At 68.2% G+C, this 18,900-nt stretch carries 18 protein-coding genes; 14 read left to right on the top strand and 4 right to left on the bottom strand.

Annotated elements, in window-relative coordinates:
• Nucleotides 1-91: 91 nt before the first annotated feature.
• From ENN83_RS13295 to msrB, 11 genes are all read left to right on the top strand, one after another.
• On the top strand, nt 92-1,165 hold the full coding sequence (locus ENN83_RS13295; protein ID WP_287187703.1) for an Mrp/NBP35 family ATP-binding protein: 1,074 nt from the start codon (nt 92-94) through the stop codon (nt 1,163-1,165).
• Nucleotides 1,166-1,763: 598 nt separating this feature from the next.
• On the top strand, nt 1,764-2,267 hold the full coding sequence (gene mraZ, locus ENN83_RS13290; RefSeq protein ID WP_287187701.1) for a division/cell wall cluster transcriptional repressor MraZ: 504 nt from the start codon (nt 1,764-1,766) through the stop codon (nt 2,265-2,267).
• Between the two features lie 3 nt (nt 2,268-2,270).
• Entirely contained in the window at nt 2,271-3,269 is a 999-nt protein-coding gene (rsmH, locus tag ENN83_RS13285) for a 16S rRNA (cytosine(1402)-N(4))-methyltransferase RsmH (RefSeq protein ID WP_287187700.1), read from the top strand.
• Entirely contained in the window at nt 3,270-3,635 is a 366-nt protein-coding gene (gene ftsL, locus ENN83_RS13280; RefSeq protein ID WP_287187698.1) for a cell division protein FtsL, read from the top strand.
• The gene (locus tag ENN83_RS13275) at nt 3,632-5,410 is read left to right on the top strand and encodes a peptidoglycan D,D-transpeptidase FtsI family protein (RefSeq protein ID WP_287187697.1); all 1,779 of its coding nucleotides are present in this window, start codon (nt 3,632-3,634) and stop codon (nt 5,408-5,410) included. Before ftsL ends, ENN83_RS13275 begins: the two co-directional genes overlap by 4 nt.
• 14 nt (nt 5,411-5,424) lie before the next feature.
• A complete protein-coding gene (locus tag ENN83_RS13270; protein WP_287187695.1) occupies nt 5,425-6,912 on the top strand; it encodes a UDP-N-acetylmuramoyl-L-alanyl-D-glutamate--2,6-diaminopimelate ligase in 1,488 nt (495 codons plus the stop codon).
• Nucleotides 6,909-8,351, top strand: a complete 1,443-nt coding sequence (locus ENN83_RS13265; RefSeq protein WP_287187694.1) for a UDP-N-acetylmuramoyl-tripeptide--D-alanyl-D-alanine ligase — start codon at nt 6,909-6,911, stop codon at nt 8,349-8,351. Before ENN83_RS13270 ends, ENN83_RS13265 begins: the two co-directional genes overlap by 4 nt.
• Complete coding sequence (gene mraY, locus ENN83_RS13260; RefSeq protein WP_287187692.1) at nt 8,351-9,436, top strand: phospho-N-acetylmuramoyl-pentapeptide-transferase; 1,086 nt, start codon at nt 8,351-8,353, stop codon at nt 9,434-9,436. The genes ENN83_RS13265 and mraY overlap by 1 nt, the downstream gene beginning before the upstream one ends.
• 26 nt (nt 9,437-9,462) lie before the next feature.
• Complete coding sequence (locus ENN83_RS13255; RefSeq protein ID WP_287187690.1) at nt 9,463-9,882, top strand: hypothetical protein; 420 nt, start codon at nt 9,463-9,465, stop codon at nt 9,880-9,882.
• 105 nt (nt 9,883-9,987) lie between these two features.
• The gene (gene murD / locus ENN83_RS13250) at nt 9,988-11,409 is read left to right on the top strand and encodes a UDP-N-acetylmuramoyl-L-alanine--D-glutamate ligase (protein WP_287187688.1); all 1,422 of its coding nucleotides are present in this window, start codon (nt 9,988-9,990) and stop codon (nt 11,407-11,409) included.
• Nucleotides 11,410-11,459: 50 nt separating this feature from the next.
• On the top strand, nt 11,460-11,927 hold the full coding sequence (gene msrB / locus ENN83_RS13245) for a peptide-methionine (R)-S-oxide reductase MsrB (protein ID WP_287187686.1): 468 nt from the start codon (nt 11,460-11,462) through the stop codon (nt 11,925-11,927).
• Between the two features lie 14 nt (nt 11,928-11,941).
• Here the strand turns inward: msrB and ENN83_RS13240 are convergent, their stop codons facing one another.
• From ENN83_RS13240 to ENN83_RS13230, 3 genes are all read right to left on the bottom strand, one after another.
• Nucleotides 11,942-12,928, bottom strand: a complete 987-nt coding sequence (locus tag ENN83_RS13240; protein WP_287187684.1) for a phosphotransferase enzyme family protein — start codon at nt 12,926-12,928, stop codon at nt 11,942-11,944.
• Nucleotides 12,925-14,199, bottom strand: a complete 1,275-nt coding sequence (locus ENN83_RS13235) for an aspartate aminotransferase family protein (RefSeq protein WP_287187682.1) — start codon at nt 14,197-14,199, stop codon at nt 12,925-12,927. The genes ENN83_RS13240 and ENN83_RS13235 overlap by 4 nt, the downstream gene beginning before the upstream one ends.
• A 63-nt stretch (nt 14,200-14,262) precedes the next feature.
• Complete coding sequence (locus ENN83_RS13230; protein WP_287187680.1) at nt 14,263-15,261, bottom strand: asparaginase; 999 nt, start codon at nt 15,259-15,261, stop codon at nt 14,263-14,265.
• Nucleotides 15,262-15,451: 190 nt separating this feature from the next.
• Here ENN83_RS13230 and ENN83_RS13225 point away from each other — a divergent pair, with 190 nt between their 5' ends.
• Nucleotides 15,452-15,973, top strand: coding sequence for an invasion associated locus B family protein (locus ENN83_RS13225; protein ID WP_287187678.1), 522 nt, complete (start codon nt 15,452-15,454; stop codon nt 15,971-15,973).
• A 115-nt stretch (nt 15,974-16,088) separates the two neighbouring features.
• Nucleotides 16,089-17,318 carry a 23S rRNA (adenine(2503)-C(2))-methyltransferase RlmN gene (gene rlmN / locus ENN83_RS13220; protein WP_287187704.1) on the top strand — a complete coding sequence of 410 codons (1,230 nt, stop codon included), beginning with the start codon at nt 16,089-16,091 and terminating at the stop codon, nt 17,316-17,318.
• 129 nt (nt 17,319-17,447) lie between these two features.
• Here the strand turns inward: rlmN and ENN83_RS13215 are convergent, their stop codons facing one another.
• A complete protein-coding gene (locus ENN83_RS13215; RefSeq protein ID WP_287187676.1) occupies nt 17,448-18,263 on the bottom strand; it encodes a TIGR00730 family Rossman fold protein in 816 nt (271 codons plus the stop codon).
• 91 nt (nt 18,264-18,354) lie between these two features.
• Here ENN83_RS13215 and ENN83_RS13210 point away from each other — a divergent pair.
• Nucleotides 18,355-18,900: 2,3,4,5-tetrahydropyridine-2,6-dicarboxylate N-succinyltransferase (locus ENN83_RS13210; RefSeq protein WP_287187674.1), on the top strand; the 546-nt coding region annotated here is incomplete at its 3' end.

The following is an 18,900-nucleotide window of genomic DNA, read 5'->3' as shown; positions in this document are numbered from 1 at the left end:
GGCATGCCGAAAATGCCCTTGCCCTCCGGGCGCGTCCGGACAAGTTAAGCGGTGGGGCCGCGGCCCCCGAATGCCCGAAAGGAAGACAGCCATGCCCGTCACGCGCGATGCCGTCCTCGAATCCCTGTCCCGGGTCGCGCTGCCCGATGGCGGCGATCTGGTCTCGCGCGACATGGTGCGCGCGCTGTCGATCGAGGGCGACACCGTGCGCTTCGTGATCGAGGCGTCCGATCCCGGTCGCGCCGCCGGGCTGGAACGGGTGCGCGCCGCCGCCCAGGCCGCCGTCGAGGCGCTGGCGGGTGTCGCCCGCGCCTCGGTCGTGCTGACCGCCCATGGCCCCGCCCCCAAGGCCCCGCCCGGCGAGGCGCTGAAGATCGGCCGCCATCCCACGCCCAAGGCCGACCGAGAAAACCCCGCGGGCATCGACCGCATCCTCGCCGTCGCCTCGGGCAAGGGCGGAGTCGGCAAGTCCACCGTGGCCAGCAACCTTGCCGTGGCACTGGCCCGCCAGGGCCGCCGGGTGGGCCTGCTCGATGCCGACATCTACGGCCCCTCGCAGCCCCGCATGATGGGCGTGACCTCCCGCGCAGCCTCTCCGGACGGCAAGACCGTCGAGCCGATCGTGGCCCACGGCGTTACCATGATGTCGATCGGCCTGATGATGGAGGAGGGCCAGTCGGTGGTCTGGCGCGGGCCGATGCTGATGGGGGCGCTGCAGCAGCTGTTGACCCAGGTGAACTGGGGGCCGCTTGACGTGCTGGTGGTCGATCTGCCGCCCGGCACCGGCGACATCCAGCTGACGCTGTGCCAGCGCACCAGGCTGAACGGCGCGATTGTCGTCTCGACGCCGCAGGATGTGGCGCTGATCGACGCACGCAAGGCCATCGACATGTTCGGCAAGCTCGGTACCCCCGTCCTGGGCCTGATCGAGAACATGTCCACCTATGTCTGCCCGAATTGCGGACATGAGGCACATATCTTCGGCCATGGCGGCGTCGCGGCCGAAGCCGAGAAACTGGGCGTGCCGCTTCTGGGGGCGCTGCCGCTGGCGCTGGACATGCGCTTGGCGGGCGACGCCGGCCGGCCGGTGGCGCTGGGCGAGGGTCCGCTGGCCGACTCCTATGCCCATATCGCCGCCCGCCTGATCGGTGGCGGGATGGCCTGAACTGCCTGCGGGTACTCCAGCCACGGGATTTCATGGCCTGAACTGCCCTGCGGATCGAACCGGTGCGAATCATCGGCCGGTTTCGCCCGACCCACAGGGCAGAATCCGCTTCAGAACCCCGTAGGCATGGCGCCGTCCAACCAGCCCGTCGGTTTTCTTGGGAAAACACGGGAAAAATCCGGCTCCTCAAGAATACACAACATTTAGATAAATTCCGTGCCGTTCCCGCAACAGGCAGTGTTCGCTCGCGTCGCGGCGTAGATTTGCGCTGCCCGTCGCGATACTGACAGCCTGAGCTTGGCCCTTCGGTCCACAGATTTCAGTTGATTTCCATGAATTCCCGTGACATCCCTTGATCATCGGATGGCGGCGAACGCTTTCAGGGGCAACAAGACCCCACAGGCAAACGGGTTTCATACAGGCAACCCGCCGTCATCGAAAAACAGAGAACCGGCGCGCGGGCGAGCAGAACATCCCCCCAGGTGGCGCGCGCAGCCGGACATCCCGAAGCGGGACGAGGGCGGCGGATCGGGCAGTGGCAGCAGCTCGGTCCGCCGTTTCCGTTCCTGGCCGGAGAGCGAGAAGGAGCGGACGTCCGGTGGCGCGCAGGTTCAGAGGTTCGAGCCGCCACAAGGTGGATGCCAAGGGCAGGGTGTCTATTCCGGCCCAGTTCCGGCGCGTCCTCGAGGCCTGCGATCCCGAATGGACCGACGGGCTGCGTCCGCAACTGGTGATCGTCTACGGCGATCACCGTCGCAAGTTCCTGGAATGCTATTCGATAAAGGCGATCGACGAGGTTGACGAGAAGATCGAGGCGCTGCCCCGCGGCTCGATCGCGCGGCGCAGGCTGGAACACCTGTTCAATGGCCAGTCGTTGCCCACCGAGGTCGATCCCGACGGGCGGCTCGTGCTGCCGCAGAAGTTGCGCGAGAAGATCGGCCTGGGCGAGGAGGCGTTCTTCATCGGCTCGGGCGACACGTTCAAGATCTGGAATCCCGACATCTATGAGGCCGAGGAACTGGCCGATACCGAAGCCTGGCTCGAGAACAAGCCGGACGATTTCGACCTGCTGTCGCTTCTCGACAATCCCGAGGCGGTCTGAACGATGGCCGCCGCGGAACGCCCCGCCCCCTCCGGGCCGCCTCATATCCCCGTCCTTCTGCGGCCCCTGATCAAGGCCGTCGCGCCGGTCTGCGGCGTCTGGCTTGACGGGACCTTCGGAGCAGGAGGGTATGCCCGCGGCCTGCTGGATGCCGGGGCGGATCGCGTGATCGGTGTGGACCGCGACCCCAGCGTGTTCGAGATGGCGCAGGGATGGGCGGCCGAGTATGGCGAGAGGCTGCGGCTGGTGCAGGGTACGTTCTCGCGGCTCGATGAACATGCGGGGGAACCGCTTGACGGCGTGGTGCTGGATCTCGGCGTGTCCTCGATGCAGATTGACCGGGCAGAGCGGGGCTTTTCCTTCCAGAAGGACGGCCCGCTGGACATGCGGATGGGCGATAGCGGGCCTTCGGCGGCAGATCTGGTGAATTCCGCGCCCGAGGCGACGCTGGCCGACATCCTGTTTCATTACGGCGAGGAACGCGCTGCCCGCCGGATCGCGCGGGCCATCGTCGCGGCCCGCGCCATCGCGCCTCTTGTCACCACCGCGCAACTGGCCGAGGTGATCGCCCGCTGCCTGCCACGAGCGCAGCCGGGCCAGATCCACCCCGCGACGCGCAGTTTTCAGGCGATTCGCATCGCGGTGAACGACGAGTTGGGCGAACTGGTGGCGGGGCTAGAGGCGGCCGAACGCGCGCTGAAACCCGGCGGCAGGCTGGCGGTCGTGACCTTCCATTCGCTCGAGGATCGGATCGTCAAACGTTTCCTGCAATCGCGTGCGGGCCAGGCGGGCGGGGGCAGCCGTCACGCGCCCGAGATCCCGATCGAAGCGCCGCGGTTTCATATCCTGAACCGCAAGGCCGTCGGACCCGATGATGCGGAACTTGCCGCCAACCCGCGCGCGCGTTCGGCAAAACTGCGCGTTGCCGAACGCACCGACGCGCCTGCGGGGCCTGTGGATCGCGCCCAACTGGGTTTGCCGGCGATCATGGAAGGGGCATAGATGCGCGGTCTTTTCTACGTTCTGACGGCGCTGGCGGTGATGGGGCTTGCCGTCTGGGCCTATCGCGAGAACTACGCCACCCAGCAGGTGATCGCCGAGGTCGAGCGGCTGAACCGCGATATCGGTCTGTTGCGTGAACGCCGCGCGATCCTGAACGCCGAATGGGCCTATCTGAACCGGCCCGACCGGCTGCGTGCGCTGGCCAATCTGAATTTCGAGAGGCTGGAACTGCTGCCGCTTGCGCCCGAGCAATTCGCAGCCATCGACCAGGTGGCCTATCCGACCTTCGAACTGCCCGAGATCGTGATCCCGATCGAGCTTCTGGGCAGCCTCCTTGCCGATGAGGACCTGGAGTCTCAGCCATGATCCGCACACCGCTGCGCCCGCTCGCCCGCATCCTGGAGGCCCGCGCCCGGGGCGAGAATCCCGCCGCCATCGAGCGCGAGAACCTGCGGCTGCGCCACGAACGGATGCGCGACGCCGCCCGCAGCCGCGCCGAGGGGCGGTTGTTGATGCTGGGTGTGATGTTCTGCGCGGCCTTCCTGGTGGTGGGTGTGCGCATGGGCACGCTGGCCGCCGCGGTCCCCTCCGAGCCGCGCGCCGCGGCCTCGGGCGCGGCCATCGTCGCGCAGCGCGCCGATATCGTGGACCGCAACGGCAATATCCTGGCCACCAACCTTGCCACACACGCGCTTTACGCCCAGCCACCCCACATGATCGAACCCGCCCGCGTCGCCCGGGAACTGGCGCAGATCTTCCCCGATCTCGACGAGCAGCGCCTGCTTGCCGACTTCACCGGCGAGCGCAAGTTCCTGTGGATCAAGCGTCGTCTCAGCCCCGAACAGATGCAGAAGGTGCATGACATCGGCGATCCGGGCCTGCTGTTCGGCCCGCGCGAGATGCGGCTTTACCCCAACGGCCGACTGGCCGCCCATGTGCTGGGCGGGTCCGGCTTCGGGCGCGAGGGCGTGTCCTCGGCCGAGGTGGTGGGGCGCGCGGGCGTCGAACAGGCCTTCGACGGCTGGCTGCGCGACCCGGCGAATGGCGGCGCGCCGCTGCGGCTGTCGCTCGACCTGACCGTGCAGGCCGCGGTCGAGCGTGTGCTGGCAGGCGGCATGCGGCTGATGAATGCCAAGGGTGCCACGGCAATCCTCATGGACGTGAATACGGGCGAGGTGATCTCGATGGTCTCGCTGCCTGATTTCGATCCCAACGAACGTCCGCGCCTTCCGACCCAGGGCGATCCGTCCGACAGCCCGCTGTTCAATCGCGCGGTGCAGGGGGTCTACGAGCTTGGCTCGACCTTCAAGACCTTTACCATCGCGCAGGCGCTGGAAGAGGGGATCGTCTCTCCGAGGACAGTTATCGACACAAAGGGGCCGATGGTCTGGGGCCGCCACCGCATCCGCGATTTCCGTAATTACGGCCCCGAACTGTCAGTGACCGACGTTCTGGTGAAAAGCTCGAATATCGGCACCGCGCGTCTTGCCCAGCAGATCGGCGCGGAACGACAGCGCGCCTTTCTTGACCGGCTCGGCTTTCTGGAAACGGTGCCGCTGGAACTGGTCGAGGCGCCGACCGGCAAGCCGCTCTTGCCGCCACGCTGGACCGATATCTCGATGCTGACGATATCCTATGGCCACGGGCTCTCGGCCAGCCCGATGCACCTGGCCGCGGGCTATGCGACGCTTGCCAATGGCGGCTTCCGGGTGACGCCGACGCTGCTTGCCGGTGGGGGGAAGCCGGGCGAGCGGGTGGTGTCCGCAGAGACATCCGCGGCGATCCGTTCGATGCTGCGCGAGGTTGTCTCTCACGGAACGGCGACCCTGGCCGATGTCGAGGGCTATTCGGTCGGCGGCAAGACCGGCACCGCGGACAAGCCCAAGCGCACCGGAGGCTATCACAAGGACAAGGTGCTTGCGACCTTCGCCGCCATCTTTCCGTCCGACGCGCCGCGCTATGTGCTGGTCGTCACGCTCGACGAGCCCGAAGACACCTCCGGTTCGGAGCCGCGCCGGACGGCGGGCTGGACTGCCGCGCCGGTTGCAGGCGAGATCATCCGTCGCGCGGCGCCTTTGCTGGGGCTGCGGCCGGAGATTGAAGCGGCCCAGGGCCTCGGGGTAACACTGGCCGCGAATTGATGGGCGCGGGGATCATGGCGGACCGCTCGGAGAAATCGCTCGCCGCGCTCGGCCTCAGGGCAAGGGGCGGGCGCGAGGCGCGCATCGCGGGGCTTGCCATCGACAGCCGCGCGGTCCGCCCCGGCTTCCTGTTCGCGGCCTTCCCCGGCAGCCGCGCCCATGGCGCGGCCTTCATCCCGCAGGCGCTGGCCGGGGGAGCGGTGGCCATCCTGACCGATGCCGAAGGCGCCGGGATCGCGGCCGAGGCGCTGTCCGCCAGTCAGGCCGCGTTGATCGTGGCCGAAGACCCGCGCGCCGCCTTTGCCGGGGCAGCCGCGCTCTGGTTCGCGGCCCAGCCCGCCACCATGGCCGCAGTGACCGGGACCAATGGCAAGACCTCGGTCGCCCAGTTCACCCGCCAGATCTGGACGCTTCTGGGGCATCAGGCCGCAAGCCTCGGCACCACCGGGGTCGAGGGCGCCTGTCAGGCACCGCTGGCCCATACCACGCCCGACGCGCTGACGCTGCATCGCCTGCTGGCCGAGATGGCCGGGGCGGGGGTCAGCCATGCCGTGATGGAGGCGTCAAGCCATGGCCTTGCCCAGTCCCGGCTTGATGGCGTGGTGCTGCGCGCGGCGGGCTTCACCAATTTCACGCAGGACCACCTCGATTACCACGAGACCTTCGAGTCCTATTTCGCCGCCAAGGCCGGGCTCTTTGGCCGCGTGCTGCCCGAGGATGGCACGACGGTTGTCAATATCGACGATCCCAAGGGCGCGTCGGTGGCGGCCATTGCCAAGGCGCGCGGGCAGCAGGTGCTGACCGTCGGTTCGGATGCCGCGGCGGATCTGCGGATCGCCGCGCAACGCTTCGATGCGACGGGGCAGGAGGTGCGGCTTGATTGGCAAGGCCGGGCGCGGCAGGTGCGGCTGGGTCTGATCGGCGGGTTTCAGGCGCATAACGTCGCGCTGGCCGCGGGGCTGGCGATTGCCTGCGGCGACGAGCCGGGGCAGGTCTTCGACACGTTGCCGGATCTTGTCGGCGTGCGCGGGCGGATGCAACTGGCGGCGCGGCGGGCGAACGGCGCGGCGGTCTTTGTCGATTACGCCCACACGCCCGACGCCATCGCCACCGCGCTCAAGGCGCTGCGCCCGCATGTGATGGGCCGCATCGTCATCGTCTTTGGCGCAGGCGGCGACCGCGACCGGGGCAAGCGCCCGCTGATGGGCGCGGCGGCGGCCGAACATGCCGATGTTGCATATGTGACAGACGACAACCCCAGATCCGAGGTTCCCGCATTGATCCGTGCAGAAATACTGAAAGCTTGCCCCGATGCCATCGAGGTCGGCGACCGGGCCGAGGCGATCCTGCGCGGGGTCGATGCGCTGGAACCGGGCGACGCGCTGCTGATCGCGGGCAAGGGGCATGAGACCGGCCAGATCGTCGGCGACGATGTGTTCCCCTTCGACGATGCCGAACAGGCCAGCGTGGCGGTTGCCGCACTTGACGGGCGGCTGGCATGAGCGCGCTCTGGACGGCTGCCGATGCCGCCACCGCGACCGGCGGGCAGACCACCTGCGACTGGCGTGCAACGGGCGTGTCGATCGACACCCGCAGCCTTGCCCCCGGCGATCTGTTCGTCGCGCTGACCGACCAGCGCGACGGGCATGATTTCGTTGCCGATGCGCTGGCACGGGGGGCAGCCGCGGCGATGGTGTCGCGCATCCCCCAGGGCCTTGCCGCCGACGCGCCGCTCCTGATCGTGCCCGATGTGCTGGAGGCGCTGGTCGCGCTGGGGCAGGCGGGCCGGGCGCGGGCGCGGGCGCGGGTCGTGGCGGTGACGGGCTCGGTCGGCAAGACCTCGACCAAGGAGATGCTGCGCGCCGTCCTTGCCGGGCAGGGCCGGGTTCACGCCGCCGAGGCGAGCTTCAACAACCATTGGGGCGTGCCGCTGACGCTGGCGCGCTTGCCCGAAGAGGCCGATTTCGCGGTGATCGAGATCGGCATGAACCATCCCGGCGAGATCGCGCCGCTGGCCCGCATGGCGCGGCCGCATGTTGCACTGATCACCACGGTCGCCCCCGCCCACCTGGCCGCCTTCGACGATCTGGCAGGCATCGCGCGCGAGAAGGCGGCTATCTTCGCGGGGCTGGAGCCGGGCGGCATCGCGGTCTTTCCCGACGATCTGGACGTAAGCCCGATCCTGGAAAACGCCGCCCGCTCCGTCGGAAAGCTCACCTTCGGCGCAACGAAATCTTCCGAATTCAGGCTGCTGAAGGCGCAGCTTCATCCGGACTCGACGGTGGTCGACGCAAAGGCGCAGGGCGAGAAACTCTTGTTCAAGATCCGCGCGCCGGGTCGGCATTTCGCGATGAACGCGTTGGGCGTGCTGGCCGTGGCCGAGGCGCTGGGCATCGACCGCGCGGTGGCGGCCTGCGATCTGGGCAGCTGGCTGCCGCCCGGCGGGCGCGGCGCACGGTTCCGGATCGCGCTTGACCCGATCGACCGCGATATCGCGATCGAGGTGATCGACGACGCGTTCAATGCCAATCCTGCCTCGATGGCGGCCGCGCTGGAGGTGCTGGCCGCCGCCGCGCCGCGCGACGGCGTGGGGCGCGTGGCCCGGGGCCGCCGCATCGCGATCCTCGGCGACATGCTGGAGCTTGGCGAGCAGGAACAGGCGCTGCATGCGGGTCTGGCCGATCTGCCCGCCATGGCCCGCGTCGATCTGGTGCATTGCGTCGGGCCGCGAATGCGGGCGCTGTATTTTGCGTTGCCGTTGAAGCGCCGCGGCCAATGGTTCGACGAGGCCGAACCGCTGGCAGCCCGGATACACGCGCTGGTCGATGCGGGCGATGTCGTGCTGGTCAAGGGCTCCAAGGGCAGCCGCGTCTCGATCGTCGTTGACGCGCTGGGCAAACTGGGCCAAGCGCTCCCCGAAACCGACGAGGACCTTGAGTAATGCTCTTCTGGCTGGCCGATCTTTCCGACGGGGGCGGCGCGTTCAACCTGTTCCGCTACATCACCTTCCGCGCTGGCGCGGCCTTCTTCACCGCGCTGCTGTTCGGCTTCCTGTTCGGCCGGCCGCTGATCAACCTGTTGCGCAAGCGCCAGAGGAACGGCCAGCCGATCCGCGCGGACGGCCCGGCCAGCCATCTGGAAACCAAGGCCGGCACCCCGACCATGGGGGGCGTGCTTATCCTTGGCGGGCTGATCGTTTCGACGCTTCTGTGGGCGCGGCTCGACAACCCCCATATCTGGATGGTCCTGTTCGTGACCCTGTCCTTCGGGGCCATCGGCTTTGCCGACGACTATGCCAAGGTGTCGAAGAACAACGTCAAGGGCGTGCCCGGCCGGGTGCGCTTCGGGCTGGGGCTGCTGATCGCGGCGATCGCCGGATGCTGGGCGGCGAGCGTGCATCCCGAGGCGCTGACCAACCAGCTTGCGGTGCCGGTCTTCAAGAACGCTCTGTTCAATCTGGGTATCCTTTTCGTTCCCTTCTCGATGATCGTGATCGTGGGCGCGGCGAATGCGGTGAACCTGACCGACGGGCTGGACGGGCTGGCAATCATGCCGGTGATGATCGCCGCCGCGGCGCTGGGCGTGATTGCCTATGCCGTGGGCCGCGTCGATTTCACCACCTATCTCGATGTCCACTACGTCCCCGGCACCGGGGAGATCCTGATCTTCTGCGCCGGGTTGATCGGCGCGGGGCTCGGCTTCCTGTGGTATAATGCCCCACCGGCGGCCGTGTTCATGGGCGACACGGGCTCGCTTGCGCTGGGCGGCGCGCTGGGTGCAATCGCGGTTGCCACCAAGCACGAGATCGTTCTGGCCATTGTTGGCGGGCTTTTCGTGGTCGAGGCGCTGTCGGTCATCATCCAGGTTGCCTATTTCAAGGCGACCGGGAAACGTGTGTTCCTGATGGCACCCATCCACCACCATTTCGAGAAGAAGGGATGGGCGGAACCCCAGATCGTGATACGGTTCTGGATCATCAGCCTGATCCTTGCGCTGATCGGGCTGGCGACCCTCAAGGTGCGCTGAACCCGAGGGAACAGGAGGACGAGAGCATGGAATACAAGATCGTGGACGAGGAATTCGTCCGGGAAGTCCGGCCCAGCCCCAAACGTGACAGGCGCGCGTTCTGGGCTTCCCCGCGGCTTCATGCGGTGACCCCCGATGTCACGCTCAAGCAATGGGACGGTGTGCCGTCCTACGCGGTCGTGGCCTTCGTCGGCTATCTGATCGCGCTGGTCGTGGTCTTCTCGAACCAGATCGTGCCCTATTGCATCGAGAATTTCGCCAATCCGCAGAATTGCGTGCCGATCTTCGATCGCATCCTGCCGATCACGCTGGCCGCGATCGTGGTCGCCCCGGCGATCAGTGGCGCGGTGCGGCGGATGGGCGGCAACCGCACGGCGGGTTTCCTGTTCGCGCTGAGCGTCGTGGCGATGCCTCCGCTGATGATCGGCTGGCACTACCTGGTCTGAGCGTCGGAGCAGCCTGGAACACGCCTGGCGCTGGCCGGGCCGTCTTGTCTTGCATCCGACGCTTCTCGATGGGCATTCTCCGCCTACCGTCGAAAGGGGTGGGGCATGATTCCGGTGCGCGGGTTTGACGGGGCGCGGGTCGCCGTTCTGGGGCTGGGGCGATCAGGGCTGTCGGCGGCGCGGGCGCTGCGGGCGGGCGGGGCCGAGGTGCTGGTCTGGGACGACAACGAGGCCGCCCGCGCCGCCGCCATGGCCGAGGGGTTCGCCCCCGTCGACCTGACGCGTCCGGGCGCACTGGGGGGTGCCGCCGCGCTGATCCTTAGCCCGGGTATCCCCCACCTCTACCCCCTGCCCAATCCCGTTATCGCCGCCGCCTGGATGGCCGGGGTGCCGGTCGACAACGATATCGGCCTCTTTTTCCGCTCGCTCGCGACCGAGGAGTGGGAGGGATTCGACAGCCCGCCGCGCGTGATCGCAGTGACCGGCTCGAACGGCAAGTCCACCACCTCGGCGCTGATCCATCATGTGCTGAGCGCGGCGGGTCGCGACAGCCAGCTTGCGGGCAATATCGGACGCGGCGTGCTGGACATGGACCCGCCGGGCGAGGGCGGCGTCGTGGTTCTGGAACTGTCCTCCTACCAGACGGAACTTGCCCGTGCGCTGACGCCCGACATCGCGGTGTTCACCAACCTTTCGCCCGACCATCTGGACCGCCATGGCGGGCCGGGGGGGTATTTTGCCGCCAAGCGGCGCCTGTTCGCCGAGGGCGGGCCGGACCGGGCGATCATCGGCGTGGACGAGGACGAGGGGCGGTTTCTGGCCAACCAGATGGCCGAGGGGCCAGCCGACGACCGGGTGATCCGCATCTCGGCGGCGGACAAGCTGACCGGACCGGGCTGGGCGGTCTTTGCGCGCAAGGGGTTTCTGGCGGAATGGCGCAAGGGCCGACAGGTGGCCAGCATCGACCTGCGCGCGATCCCCGGCCTGCCCGGCGTGCATAACCACCAGAACGCCTGCGCCGCCTATGCCGCCGCCCGCTGCCTTGGCATCGCGCCGAGGGAAATCGAGCGCGCGTTCCACGATTTCGCCGGTCTGCCGCATCGCAGCCAGCTTGTGGCCGAGGCGGGGGGGGTGCGTTTCGTCAACGATTCCAAGGCCACCAACGCCGCCTCGGCCGCGCGTGCGCTGGCCGCCTTTGCGCGCATCCGCTGGATCTGTGGTGGACTCGAGAAAGAGGGCGGGCTGGCCGAGCTTGCGCCGCATCTGGGCAATGTCGTCAAGGCCTATGTGATCGGGCGCGAGGCGGCGGCCTTTGCGCTTCATCTGCGCGACATCCCGCACGAGGTCTGCACGACGATGGCAACCGCTGTCGCCCGCGCCGCCGCCGAGGCCGAACCGGGCGATGTCGTCCTGCTTGCGCCCGCTGCGGCCAGTTTCGACCAGTATGACAATTTCGAACGCCGCGGCGAGGATTTCGTCGCCGAACTGGACCGCTGGCTCGAATCGCGGGGCCGCGCGGGATCGTGAGATGCGCACGCGGCCTCCTGCGCCTATGATCCCGGAAAAGGAGACCCGCAATGAACCGACGCAGCATCCTTCTGGGCGGCGCAGCATTTGCGCTGACATCCCGCGCCGCTCGCGCCAGCGCGTTCGAGATCACCCGCAGCGAGGCCGAATGGCGCGCGATGCTCGATGATCTGGAATACCGCGTGATGCGGCAGGAGGGCACCGAACGTGCCTTCACCAGTCCGCTCAACGACGAGAAACGCCCCGGTCTCTATCACTGCCGGGGATGCGAATTGCCGCTTTATGATGCCGCGACCAAGTTCGACAGCGGCACCGGCTGGCCCAGCTTCTGGCAGGCGTTGCCCGACGCGGTCGGAACCAAGCCTGATCGCAAGTTCCTCATGCTGCGCACCGAGGTTCATTGCCGCCGCTGCGGCAGCCATCTGGGCCATATCTTCGACGATGGCCCGCCCCCCACCGGCAAGCGCCACTGCATCAACGGCGTAAGCCTGCTGTTCTGCCCCGCAGAGGGCGCCTGAGCCCGCGCGGTCGGCTATGCGACGCGGAACAGCGGCAACCCTTCGAGCACGGCATGGGCGGTGCGCACCGCGCGGTTGAGATAGGCGCGGATGCGCGGATCGCCGGGCGCAAGGCGGGGCATCGTCCAGCCGACCGAGGCCAGCGTGCGCAGCATCACGAAGACCGGCAGCATCGCAAGATCATCATCGGTCAGCGGACGATGCGTGGCATAGCCCTCGATCAGCCCGGTCGCGATCTGGTCCAGCGCCGGTTCCTTGAGGTTCTGCGCCAGCGCCGTGCCCAGATCGTAAAGCCGGAAGCCGAAACCGCTGTCGTCGAAGTCGATCAGCCTTGCATGATGGCCGTCATGCAGGATGTTCTCGCGCAACAGATCGGCATGGATCAGCCCCTGGTCGGCGCCCTGTGCGGCATGGTCCGACAACCGCTCGCGGGCGTAGCGGCGGGCCTCTTGCAGCAGAAGCGTCTCGGCCTCGCTGGCGGCGGGATGGTCCCAGAACCGGCCCCAGAAGGGCGCGGACCCCAGCAGGCCGTCGATGTCCCAATGCGGTCGGCTGAACCACGGCGGCAGCGTGATCCGGTCGGTGGCGACATGCAGCTGCGCGATGGCCCGGCCGACGCTGGCATAGCGGCGCATCTGCTCGTCGGGCGTTCCGTCAAGCGGCTCGCCGCCGGTGCCGATGGGCCGTCCCTCGACCCAGTTCAGCACCGAGGCGATGCGCCCGTCGGCAAGCCGCGCCATCAGCGCGCCATCCACCGTGCGCTGGGGCCGCGGCACGCCCAGCCCGGCCTCGGCCAGCGCGTCCATCCACCACAGTTCCGACCGGATCGCCTCTTCGCTCTGATAGCCCTTGCGGTGCAGCCGCAGGACGCCCCGGGCCGCGTCGGGCAGGGTCACTGCGAACACCGCGTTCTCGCGGTGCGACAGCAGGCGCGGATTCGCACCGCTGGTCCAGTTCAGCGCGGCCTCCTCGGCCAGCGTCAGGGCTTCGGCCTCGGTCATGCGGGCACCTCCGTCGTGGCCAGCACCTCGTCGAGCGTGTCGACAAGGAGATCGGCGTTTTCGCGCGAGAACGGCATGGGCGGGCGGATCTTGAGCGTGTTCATGTGCCGCCCGATCCGCCCGGTCAGGATGCCACGGGCCTTCAGCCCCTCGACCAGCCGCTCGGCAAAGGCGGTGGCGGGGGAGCCGTCCGGCTGGACGAACTCGGCGCCGAGGAACAGACCCGCGCCGCGGACCTCGGCCAGCAGCTTGTGGCTCAGCCTGCGCATCCGGTCCAGCGCATGGGCGCCCACGTCGCGGGCATTGGCGACCAGCCCCTCGGACTCGAGCACGTCGAGCGTGGCCAGCGCCGCCGCGGCCGAGACCGGATTGCCGCCGAACGTGTTGAAATAGCCGAACGCGGCGCGGAAATCGGCCATGATGTCGGGCCGCGTCACCACCGCGCCGACCGGATGGCCGTTGGCCATCGGCTTGCCCAGCGTCACCACATCGGGCGCAAACCCCAGCCGCTCATGGCCCCAGAACGCATCGCCCAGCCGCCCGAAACCCGGCTGCACCTCGTCGGCCAGGATCAGCCCGCCCGCGCGCCGGATCACCGCGACCGTGGGATCGAGAAATCCGCGTGGCAGCGTCGGGAACCCCTCGTTCGCGAAGAAGGGACACAGCATGAACCCGGCAAAGCCGTGGCCCGCTTCGTCCAGATCGGCGATGGCGCGGGCGACGTTGGCGGCAAAGGCCGCAGCCTGCGCCTCGGCGCTGTCGCCCGGCGGCGTCAGGCTTTCAGGGGCGGGGACGAGGCGGACATGGGCCGGATAACCGCCGATCGGCGGGCGCCGTGTCGAGAGCTGGCTGACCGCGGCGGTGTTGCCGTGATAGGTGTTGTCGGTGGCGATCAGCCCGCGCGCGCCGGTGGCCGCCTGCGCCATGCGCAGCGCCACGTCATTCGCCTCGGACCCGGTGCAGACCATGATCGCCTGGCGCAGCCCATGGCCCAGCGTCGCCGTCAGCCGCTCGATATAGTCAAGGATGGCCGTGTGCAGATAGCGCGTATGGGTGTTCAGCGTCGCGGCCTGCCTGGCAATCGCCTCGACCACGCGGGGGTGGCAATGGCCGACATGGGGGACGTTGTTATAGGCGTCCAGATAGCGCCGCCCCTCGGCATCCCACAGCCAGACGCCCTCGCCACGCACCAGATGCACCGGCTCGGCGTGGAAGGTGGGCACGTTCGGCCCCATCAGCCGGGCGCGGCGCTCGATCAGGGTTTCGCTCATGGCCTCCTCGCCCGGCTCGTGCCCCAATCTGGAACCGACCCCGGCCCGAACGCAAGAGAGACTTCAGCCGAAACCCGGGGCAAGCCGGATTTCCCCTGTCGCGATCCCGCGCCAGTTCCGGATCGGTCCGCCCAGCCGTCCGCGCGTGGCCGGGTGTTCGGGGTCGAGCACGCCCAGCCGAATCAACAGCCCCGCGATCGCTGCCTCGGCCGCGCGGGTGGCGCCGTCCTCGATCTTGACCGCGATGCCAAGGCCCCGCTCGGGCAGGATCGCGACAAAGACCCCCTCGGCCCCGGTCTTGACCGCGACGCGGCCATCCATGGCGCGCATCAACTCGGTGCAGGCCCGCCCCTCGCCGGCCACCAGATCGGGATGGGCCAGCATCGCCCCCGTCAGCCGCGCGGCGGCGCGGGCGCGGAGGGTGGCGGCATCAGGCCGGGCGGTCGCAAAGAATGCCATGGCGCGGCCAAGGCCATGCATGGTCGTCGCGAAATTCGGCGCGGAACAGCCGTCGATCCCGAAGCATGGGCTCGCCTGCCCCGTCACGTCCTCGAACGCGGCGCGGATGGCGCGTTGCACCGGATGGCCGGTATCATTGTAATCGCCCCCCGCCCCGAGGTGGCGCGCCAGCGTCAGGAACCCCGCATGCTTGCCCGAGCAGGCGTTGTGCAACTGGCTTGGCGCCTCGCCCGCGATCAGCATCCGCTTGCGTTCCGCGCTGTCGCGGCTGGGCTGCGCGCCGCAACGCAGGTCGGCCTCGGACAGGCCCAGCCGGTCAAGCCAGGCCGCGATGCGGGCCACATGGACCGGCGCCCCCTCATGCGAGGCGCAGGCCAGCGCCAGGTCCGCATCGTCCAGCCCCGCCGCCTCGGCCGCGCCGCTTTCGACCAGCGGCAGCGCCTGGATCATTTTCACCGAGGAGCGCGGATAGATCACCGCGCCCGGATCGCCCCAGGCCTCAAGAACCGCGCCTGCGCCGTGGCAGATCACCGCATGCCCGCGATGCCGCGACTCGACCATGCCGCCGCGCCACAGATCGACCATCTCCACCGCTTCGGCCATGATCCGCCTCCCCTTCAAGCCCACGCGATTTTGTGCGATGAGGGATTTCACATCGCTGCGCGCCTACGGTAGGTTGCGCCCATCGAGTTGCAAACCGTCCCGCCAACGGAGAAACGGCTGACCGAGGGGCCGGTCCGGGGGACAGAGAGGCAAACACGGCTGGAGGCCTGTATCGACGATGAACTCCCTCATGCGAACGGCCCTTGCGGGCGGATTGACGGCGCTATGGGCATTGGCTGCCCAGGCACAGCAGGAATCGACCAACAATGTCGCGGTCAAGACCGACTGGAACGTCTTCGTCGAGACGAACCCGCGCGAATGCTGGGGCGTCTCGCCGCCCAAGGAGACGGTGAACACCCGTGACGGGCGGGTGGTCGCGGTGAACCGTGGCGATATCCGTCTGTTCGTGACTTTCCGGCCCGGCGACGGTACTGCGGGAGAGGTGTCGTTCACCGGCGGCTATCCTTTTGCAGAAGGCTCGACCGTCTCGGTCCGGATTGGCGACGAGACCTATGAACTGTTCACCGAGAACCAGTGGGCGTGGCCTGCTTCCAAGGAGGAAGATGCCCGGCTGCTCGCCGCGATGAAGCGTGGCGCCGAGGCGGTGGTGACGGCGCGGTCGTCCCGCGGGACGACGACCAAGGATACTTTCTCGCTGATGGGCTTTACCGCCGCGATGGAGGAGGCCGAGCGCCGCTGCGCCGGCAACTGACCCCGGCCCGGGGCCGGTAACGGATGTCCCGCACGCGGCCCTGCCGCCTGCGGGATGTTTCCTTTTTCGGGCCGATCCCATACAAGGAGCACCCCGTCCGATGGAGACGCGCAAGATGACCGCGAGCCCGCCGATCACGCCCGAGGTGCTGCCGATTCCGCGCAAGCCGCCCGAGGCCGCGCGCCTGAACCTGGTGGGCCTGACCCGGCCCCAGCTGCGGGCCGCCCTTGTCGCGGCGGGCACGCCCGAGGCGCAGGCGAAGATGCGCGAGAACCAGCTTTGGCAATGGATCTACCACAAGGGGGTGCGCAGCTTCGACGCGATGACCAACCTTGCCAAGGACTACCGCGCGCTGCTGGCCGGACATTTCGCGATCGAGCTGCCCGAACTGGTCACACGCACCGTTTCGGCCGACGGCACGCGGAAATACCTCGTCCGGATCGCGGGCGGCCACGAGGTCGAGGTGGTCTATATCCCGGAAGACTCGCGCGGCACGCTCTGCATTTCGTCCCAGGTGGGCTGCACGCTGACCTGCACCTTCTGCCATACCGGCACCCAGCGGCTGGTGCGCAACCTGACCGCGGCCGAGATCGTCGGCCAGATCATGCTGGCCCGCGACGACCTGGGCGAATGGCCCGAACCCGGCCGCGCGCCCAGGGACGAGACGCGGCTGATCTCGAACCTCGTGCTGATGGGGATGGGCGAGCCGCTTTACAATTTCGAAGCGGTTCGGGACGCGATGAAGATCGCGATGGATAACGAGGGCATATCGCTGAGCCGCCGCCGCATCACGCTGTCGACCAGCGGCATCGTGCCCGAGATCGCGCGTGCGGGCACCGAGATCGGCTGCCTGCTGGCGGTGTCGCTGCACGCTACCACCGACGAATTGCGCAACCAGCTGGTGCCGATCAACCGAAAATACCCGCTGGCGCAGCTGCTTGACGCGCTCCGGGCCTATCCGAAACTGTCGAACTCCGAACGGATCACCTTTGAATACGTGATGCTGAAGGGCGTGAACGACAGCGATGCGGATGCGCGTCGGCTGGTCAGGCTGATCGCGGGGATTCCCGCCAAGATCAACCTGATCCCGTTCAACGAATGGCCCGGCGCACCCTATCAGCGGTCCGACTGGGATCGGATCGAGGCCTTTGCCGACATCGTGCACAAGGCTGGCTATGCAAGCCCCATCCGAACGCCGCGGGGCGAGGATATCATGGCCGCCTGCGGGCAGTTGAAGTCGGCGACCGAGCGCGCGCGGAAGAGCCGCTTCGAGATCGCCGCCGAGGCCGGCTTGCCCCAGCCCGAACGCGTCGTGCGCCGCCCGGACGCGCCCGACCTGCACTGACGTTGTTCCGACACACCGGAGCACTCCCGCCCCCGGGCCGCCCGGGGCTTGCGCCCCGCTTGCCCGGCGTTGGGCGTGGCGCGGCCTTGCGGCCGCGCGGGGGTATTTGGGCCAAGAAGAAGGGTGTGGTCAGGCCTTCGGGGTCCAGCGCTCGATGACGGCGAGCGCCTCCTCGGCGGTTTCGACGAAGGTGAACAGGTCGAGATCGGCGCGCGAGATCGTGCCCGCCTCGACCAAGGCCTCCCAGTTGATGACCTTTTCCCAGAACGCCCGGCCGAACAGCAGGAAGGGCACGGGGTCCATGCGTTCCGTCTGGATCAGCGTCAGCGCCTCGAACATCTCGTCAAGCGTGCCGAAGCCGCCCGGGAAGATCGCGATGGCGGCGGCGCGCAGCAGGAAATGCATCTTGCGGATGCCGAAATAGTGGAAATTGAAGCACAAATCGGGTGTTACGTATGCGTTCGGCGCCTGTTCATGGGGCAGCACGATGTTCAGCCCGATCGACACGCCCCCGGCTTCGGCCGCGCCGCGGTTGCCGGCCTCCATGATGCCGGGGCCGCCGCCTGTCACGATGACGTGATGCTTGCCGTTCTGCTGGCTCTTCTCGGTGATCAGCCGGGCGAATTTCCGCGCCTCGTCATAATAGCGCGTGTAGTCGGCCAGCGTTTCGGTTGCGGCCTCGCCCCGGCGCGCGGGCTCGGGGATGCGGGCCGAGCCGAACAGTACGATCGTGCTGTCGATGCCGAATTCCTTCATAACCAGTTCGGGCTTCATCAGTTCCAGTTGCAGCCGCACCGGGCGCAGTTCGTCGCGCCACAGGAATTCGGGATCGGCAAAGGCAAGCCGATAGGCCGGGGCGCGGGTCTGCGGGGTATCGGGAACCTCGCGGATGACTTCGACATCCTCCTGGGCGTCACGGAACGGGCGTCGGCTGTCGTCATGCATGGGCTTCTCATCGGGCTTGGATTGCGCCGGGCAAGTCTAGCCTCTATAGCCTTATGTCCAGTTAAACCAGCCATCTTTCCGGGGGAATTCCATGTCCGACGTCCAGCTCGAAGCCGCCATCGAAGCCGCATGGGAAGCGCGCGACACGATTACCCCCACCACCAGGGGCGAGGTTCGCGACGCCGTCGAGGCGACGCTGCATGCGCTGGACCAAGGCACGCTGCGGGTGGCCGTGCGCCAGACGGACGGGCGCTGGCATGTCAACCAATGGGCCAAGAAGGCGGTGCTGCTGGGCTTCCGGTTGCAGGACATGGGCGTGCAGACCGGCGGGCCGCAGGGCGGTACCTGGTGGGACAAGGTCGACAGCAAGTTCGCCCATTGGGGCGAGGCGCAGTGGAAGGCCGCGGGCTTTCGCGCGGTACCGAACTGCGTAGTGCGCCGCTCGGCCCATATCGGCAAGGGCGTGGTGCTGATGCCCTGTTTCGTCAATCTCGGGGCCTATGTGGACGAGGGTACGATGGTCGACACCTGGGCGACGGTCGGATCCTGCGCGCAGATCGGCAAGAACGTGCACCTGTCGGGCGGCGTGGGCATCGGCGGCGTGCTGGAGCCGATGCAGGCCGGCCCCACCATCATC

The sequence above is a fragment of the Rhodovulum sp. genome (assembly GCF_011048875.1).
Classification (GTDB): Bacteria; Pseudomonadota; Alphaproteobacteria; order Rhodobacterales; family Rhodobacteraceae; genus Rhodovulum; species Rhodovulum tesquicola.
This window is presented reverse-complemented; position numbering and strand designations above follow the sequence as displayed.

Coding starts and splice junctions, on each gene's coding strand:
- rsmH (WP_287187700.1), top strand. CDS start 2,271: ATGGCCGCCGCGGAACGCCCCGCCCCCTCCGGGCCGCCTCATATCCCC.
- ftsL (WP_287187698.1), top strand. CDS start 3,270: ATGCGCGGTCTTTTCTACGTTCTGACGGCGCTGGCGGTGATGGGGCTT.
- msrB (WP_287187686.1), top strand. CDS start 11,460: ATGAACCGACGCAGCATCCTTCTGGGCGGCGCAGCATTTGCGCTGACA.
- murD (WP_287187688.1), top strand. CDS start 9,988: ATGATTCCGGTGCGCGGGTTTGACGGGGCGCGGGTCGCCGTTCTGGGG.
- ENN83_RS13275 (WP_287187697.1), top strand. CDS start 3,632: ATGATCCGCACACCGCTGCGCCCGCTCGCCCGCATCCTGGAGGCCCGC.
- ENN83_RS13215 (WP_287187676.1), bottom strand. CDS start 18,263: ATGCATGACGACAGCCGACGCCCGTTCCGTGACGCCCAGGAGGATGTC.
- ENN83_RS13255 (WP_287187690.1), top strand. CDS start 9,463: ATGGAATACAAGATCGTGGACGAGGAATTCGTCCGGGAAGTCCGGCCC.
- ENN83_RS13240 (WP_287187684.1), bottom strand. CDS start 12,928: ATGACCGAGGCCGAAGCCCTGACGCTGGCCGAGGAGGCCGCGCTGAAC.
- ENN83_RS13230 (WP_287187680.1), bottom strand. CDS start 15,261: ATGGCCGAAGCGGTGGAGATGGTCGATCTGTGGCGCGGCGGCATGGTC.
- rlmN (WP_287187704.1), top strand. CDS start 16,089: ATGACCGCGAGCCCGCCGATCACGCCCGAGGTGCTGCCGATTCCGCGC.
- ENN83_RS13235 (WP_287187682.1), bottom strand. CDS start 14,199: ATGAGCGAAACCCTGATCGAGCGCCGCGCCCGGCTGATGGGGCCGAAC.
- mraY (WP_287187692.1), top strand. CDS start 8,351: ATGCTCTTCTGGCTGGCCGATCTTTCCGACGGGGGCGGCGCGTTCAAC.
- ENN83_RS13295 (WP_287187703.1), top strand. CDS start 92: ATGCCCGTCACGCGCGATGCCGTCCTCGAATCCCTGTCCCGGGTCGCG.
- ENN83_RS13225 (WP_287187678.1), top strand. CDS start 15,452: ATGCGAACGGCCCTTGCGGGCGGATTGACGGCGCTATGGGCATTGGCT.
- ENN83_RS13270 (WP_287187695.1), top strand. CDS start 5,425: ATGGCGGACCGCTCGGAGAAATCGCTCGCCGCGCTCGGCCTCAGGGCA.
- ENN83_RS13265 (WP_287187694.1), top strand. CDS start 6,909: ATGAGCGCGCTCTGGACGGCTGCCGATGCCGCCACCGCGACCGGCGGG.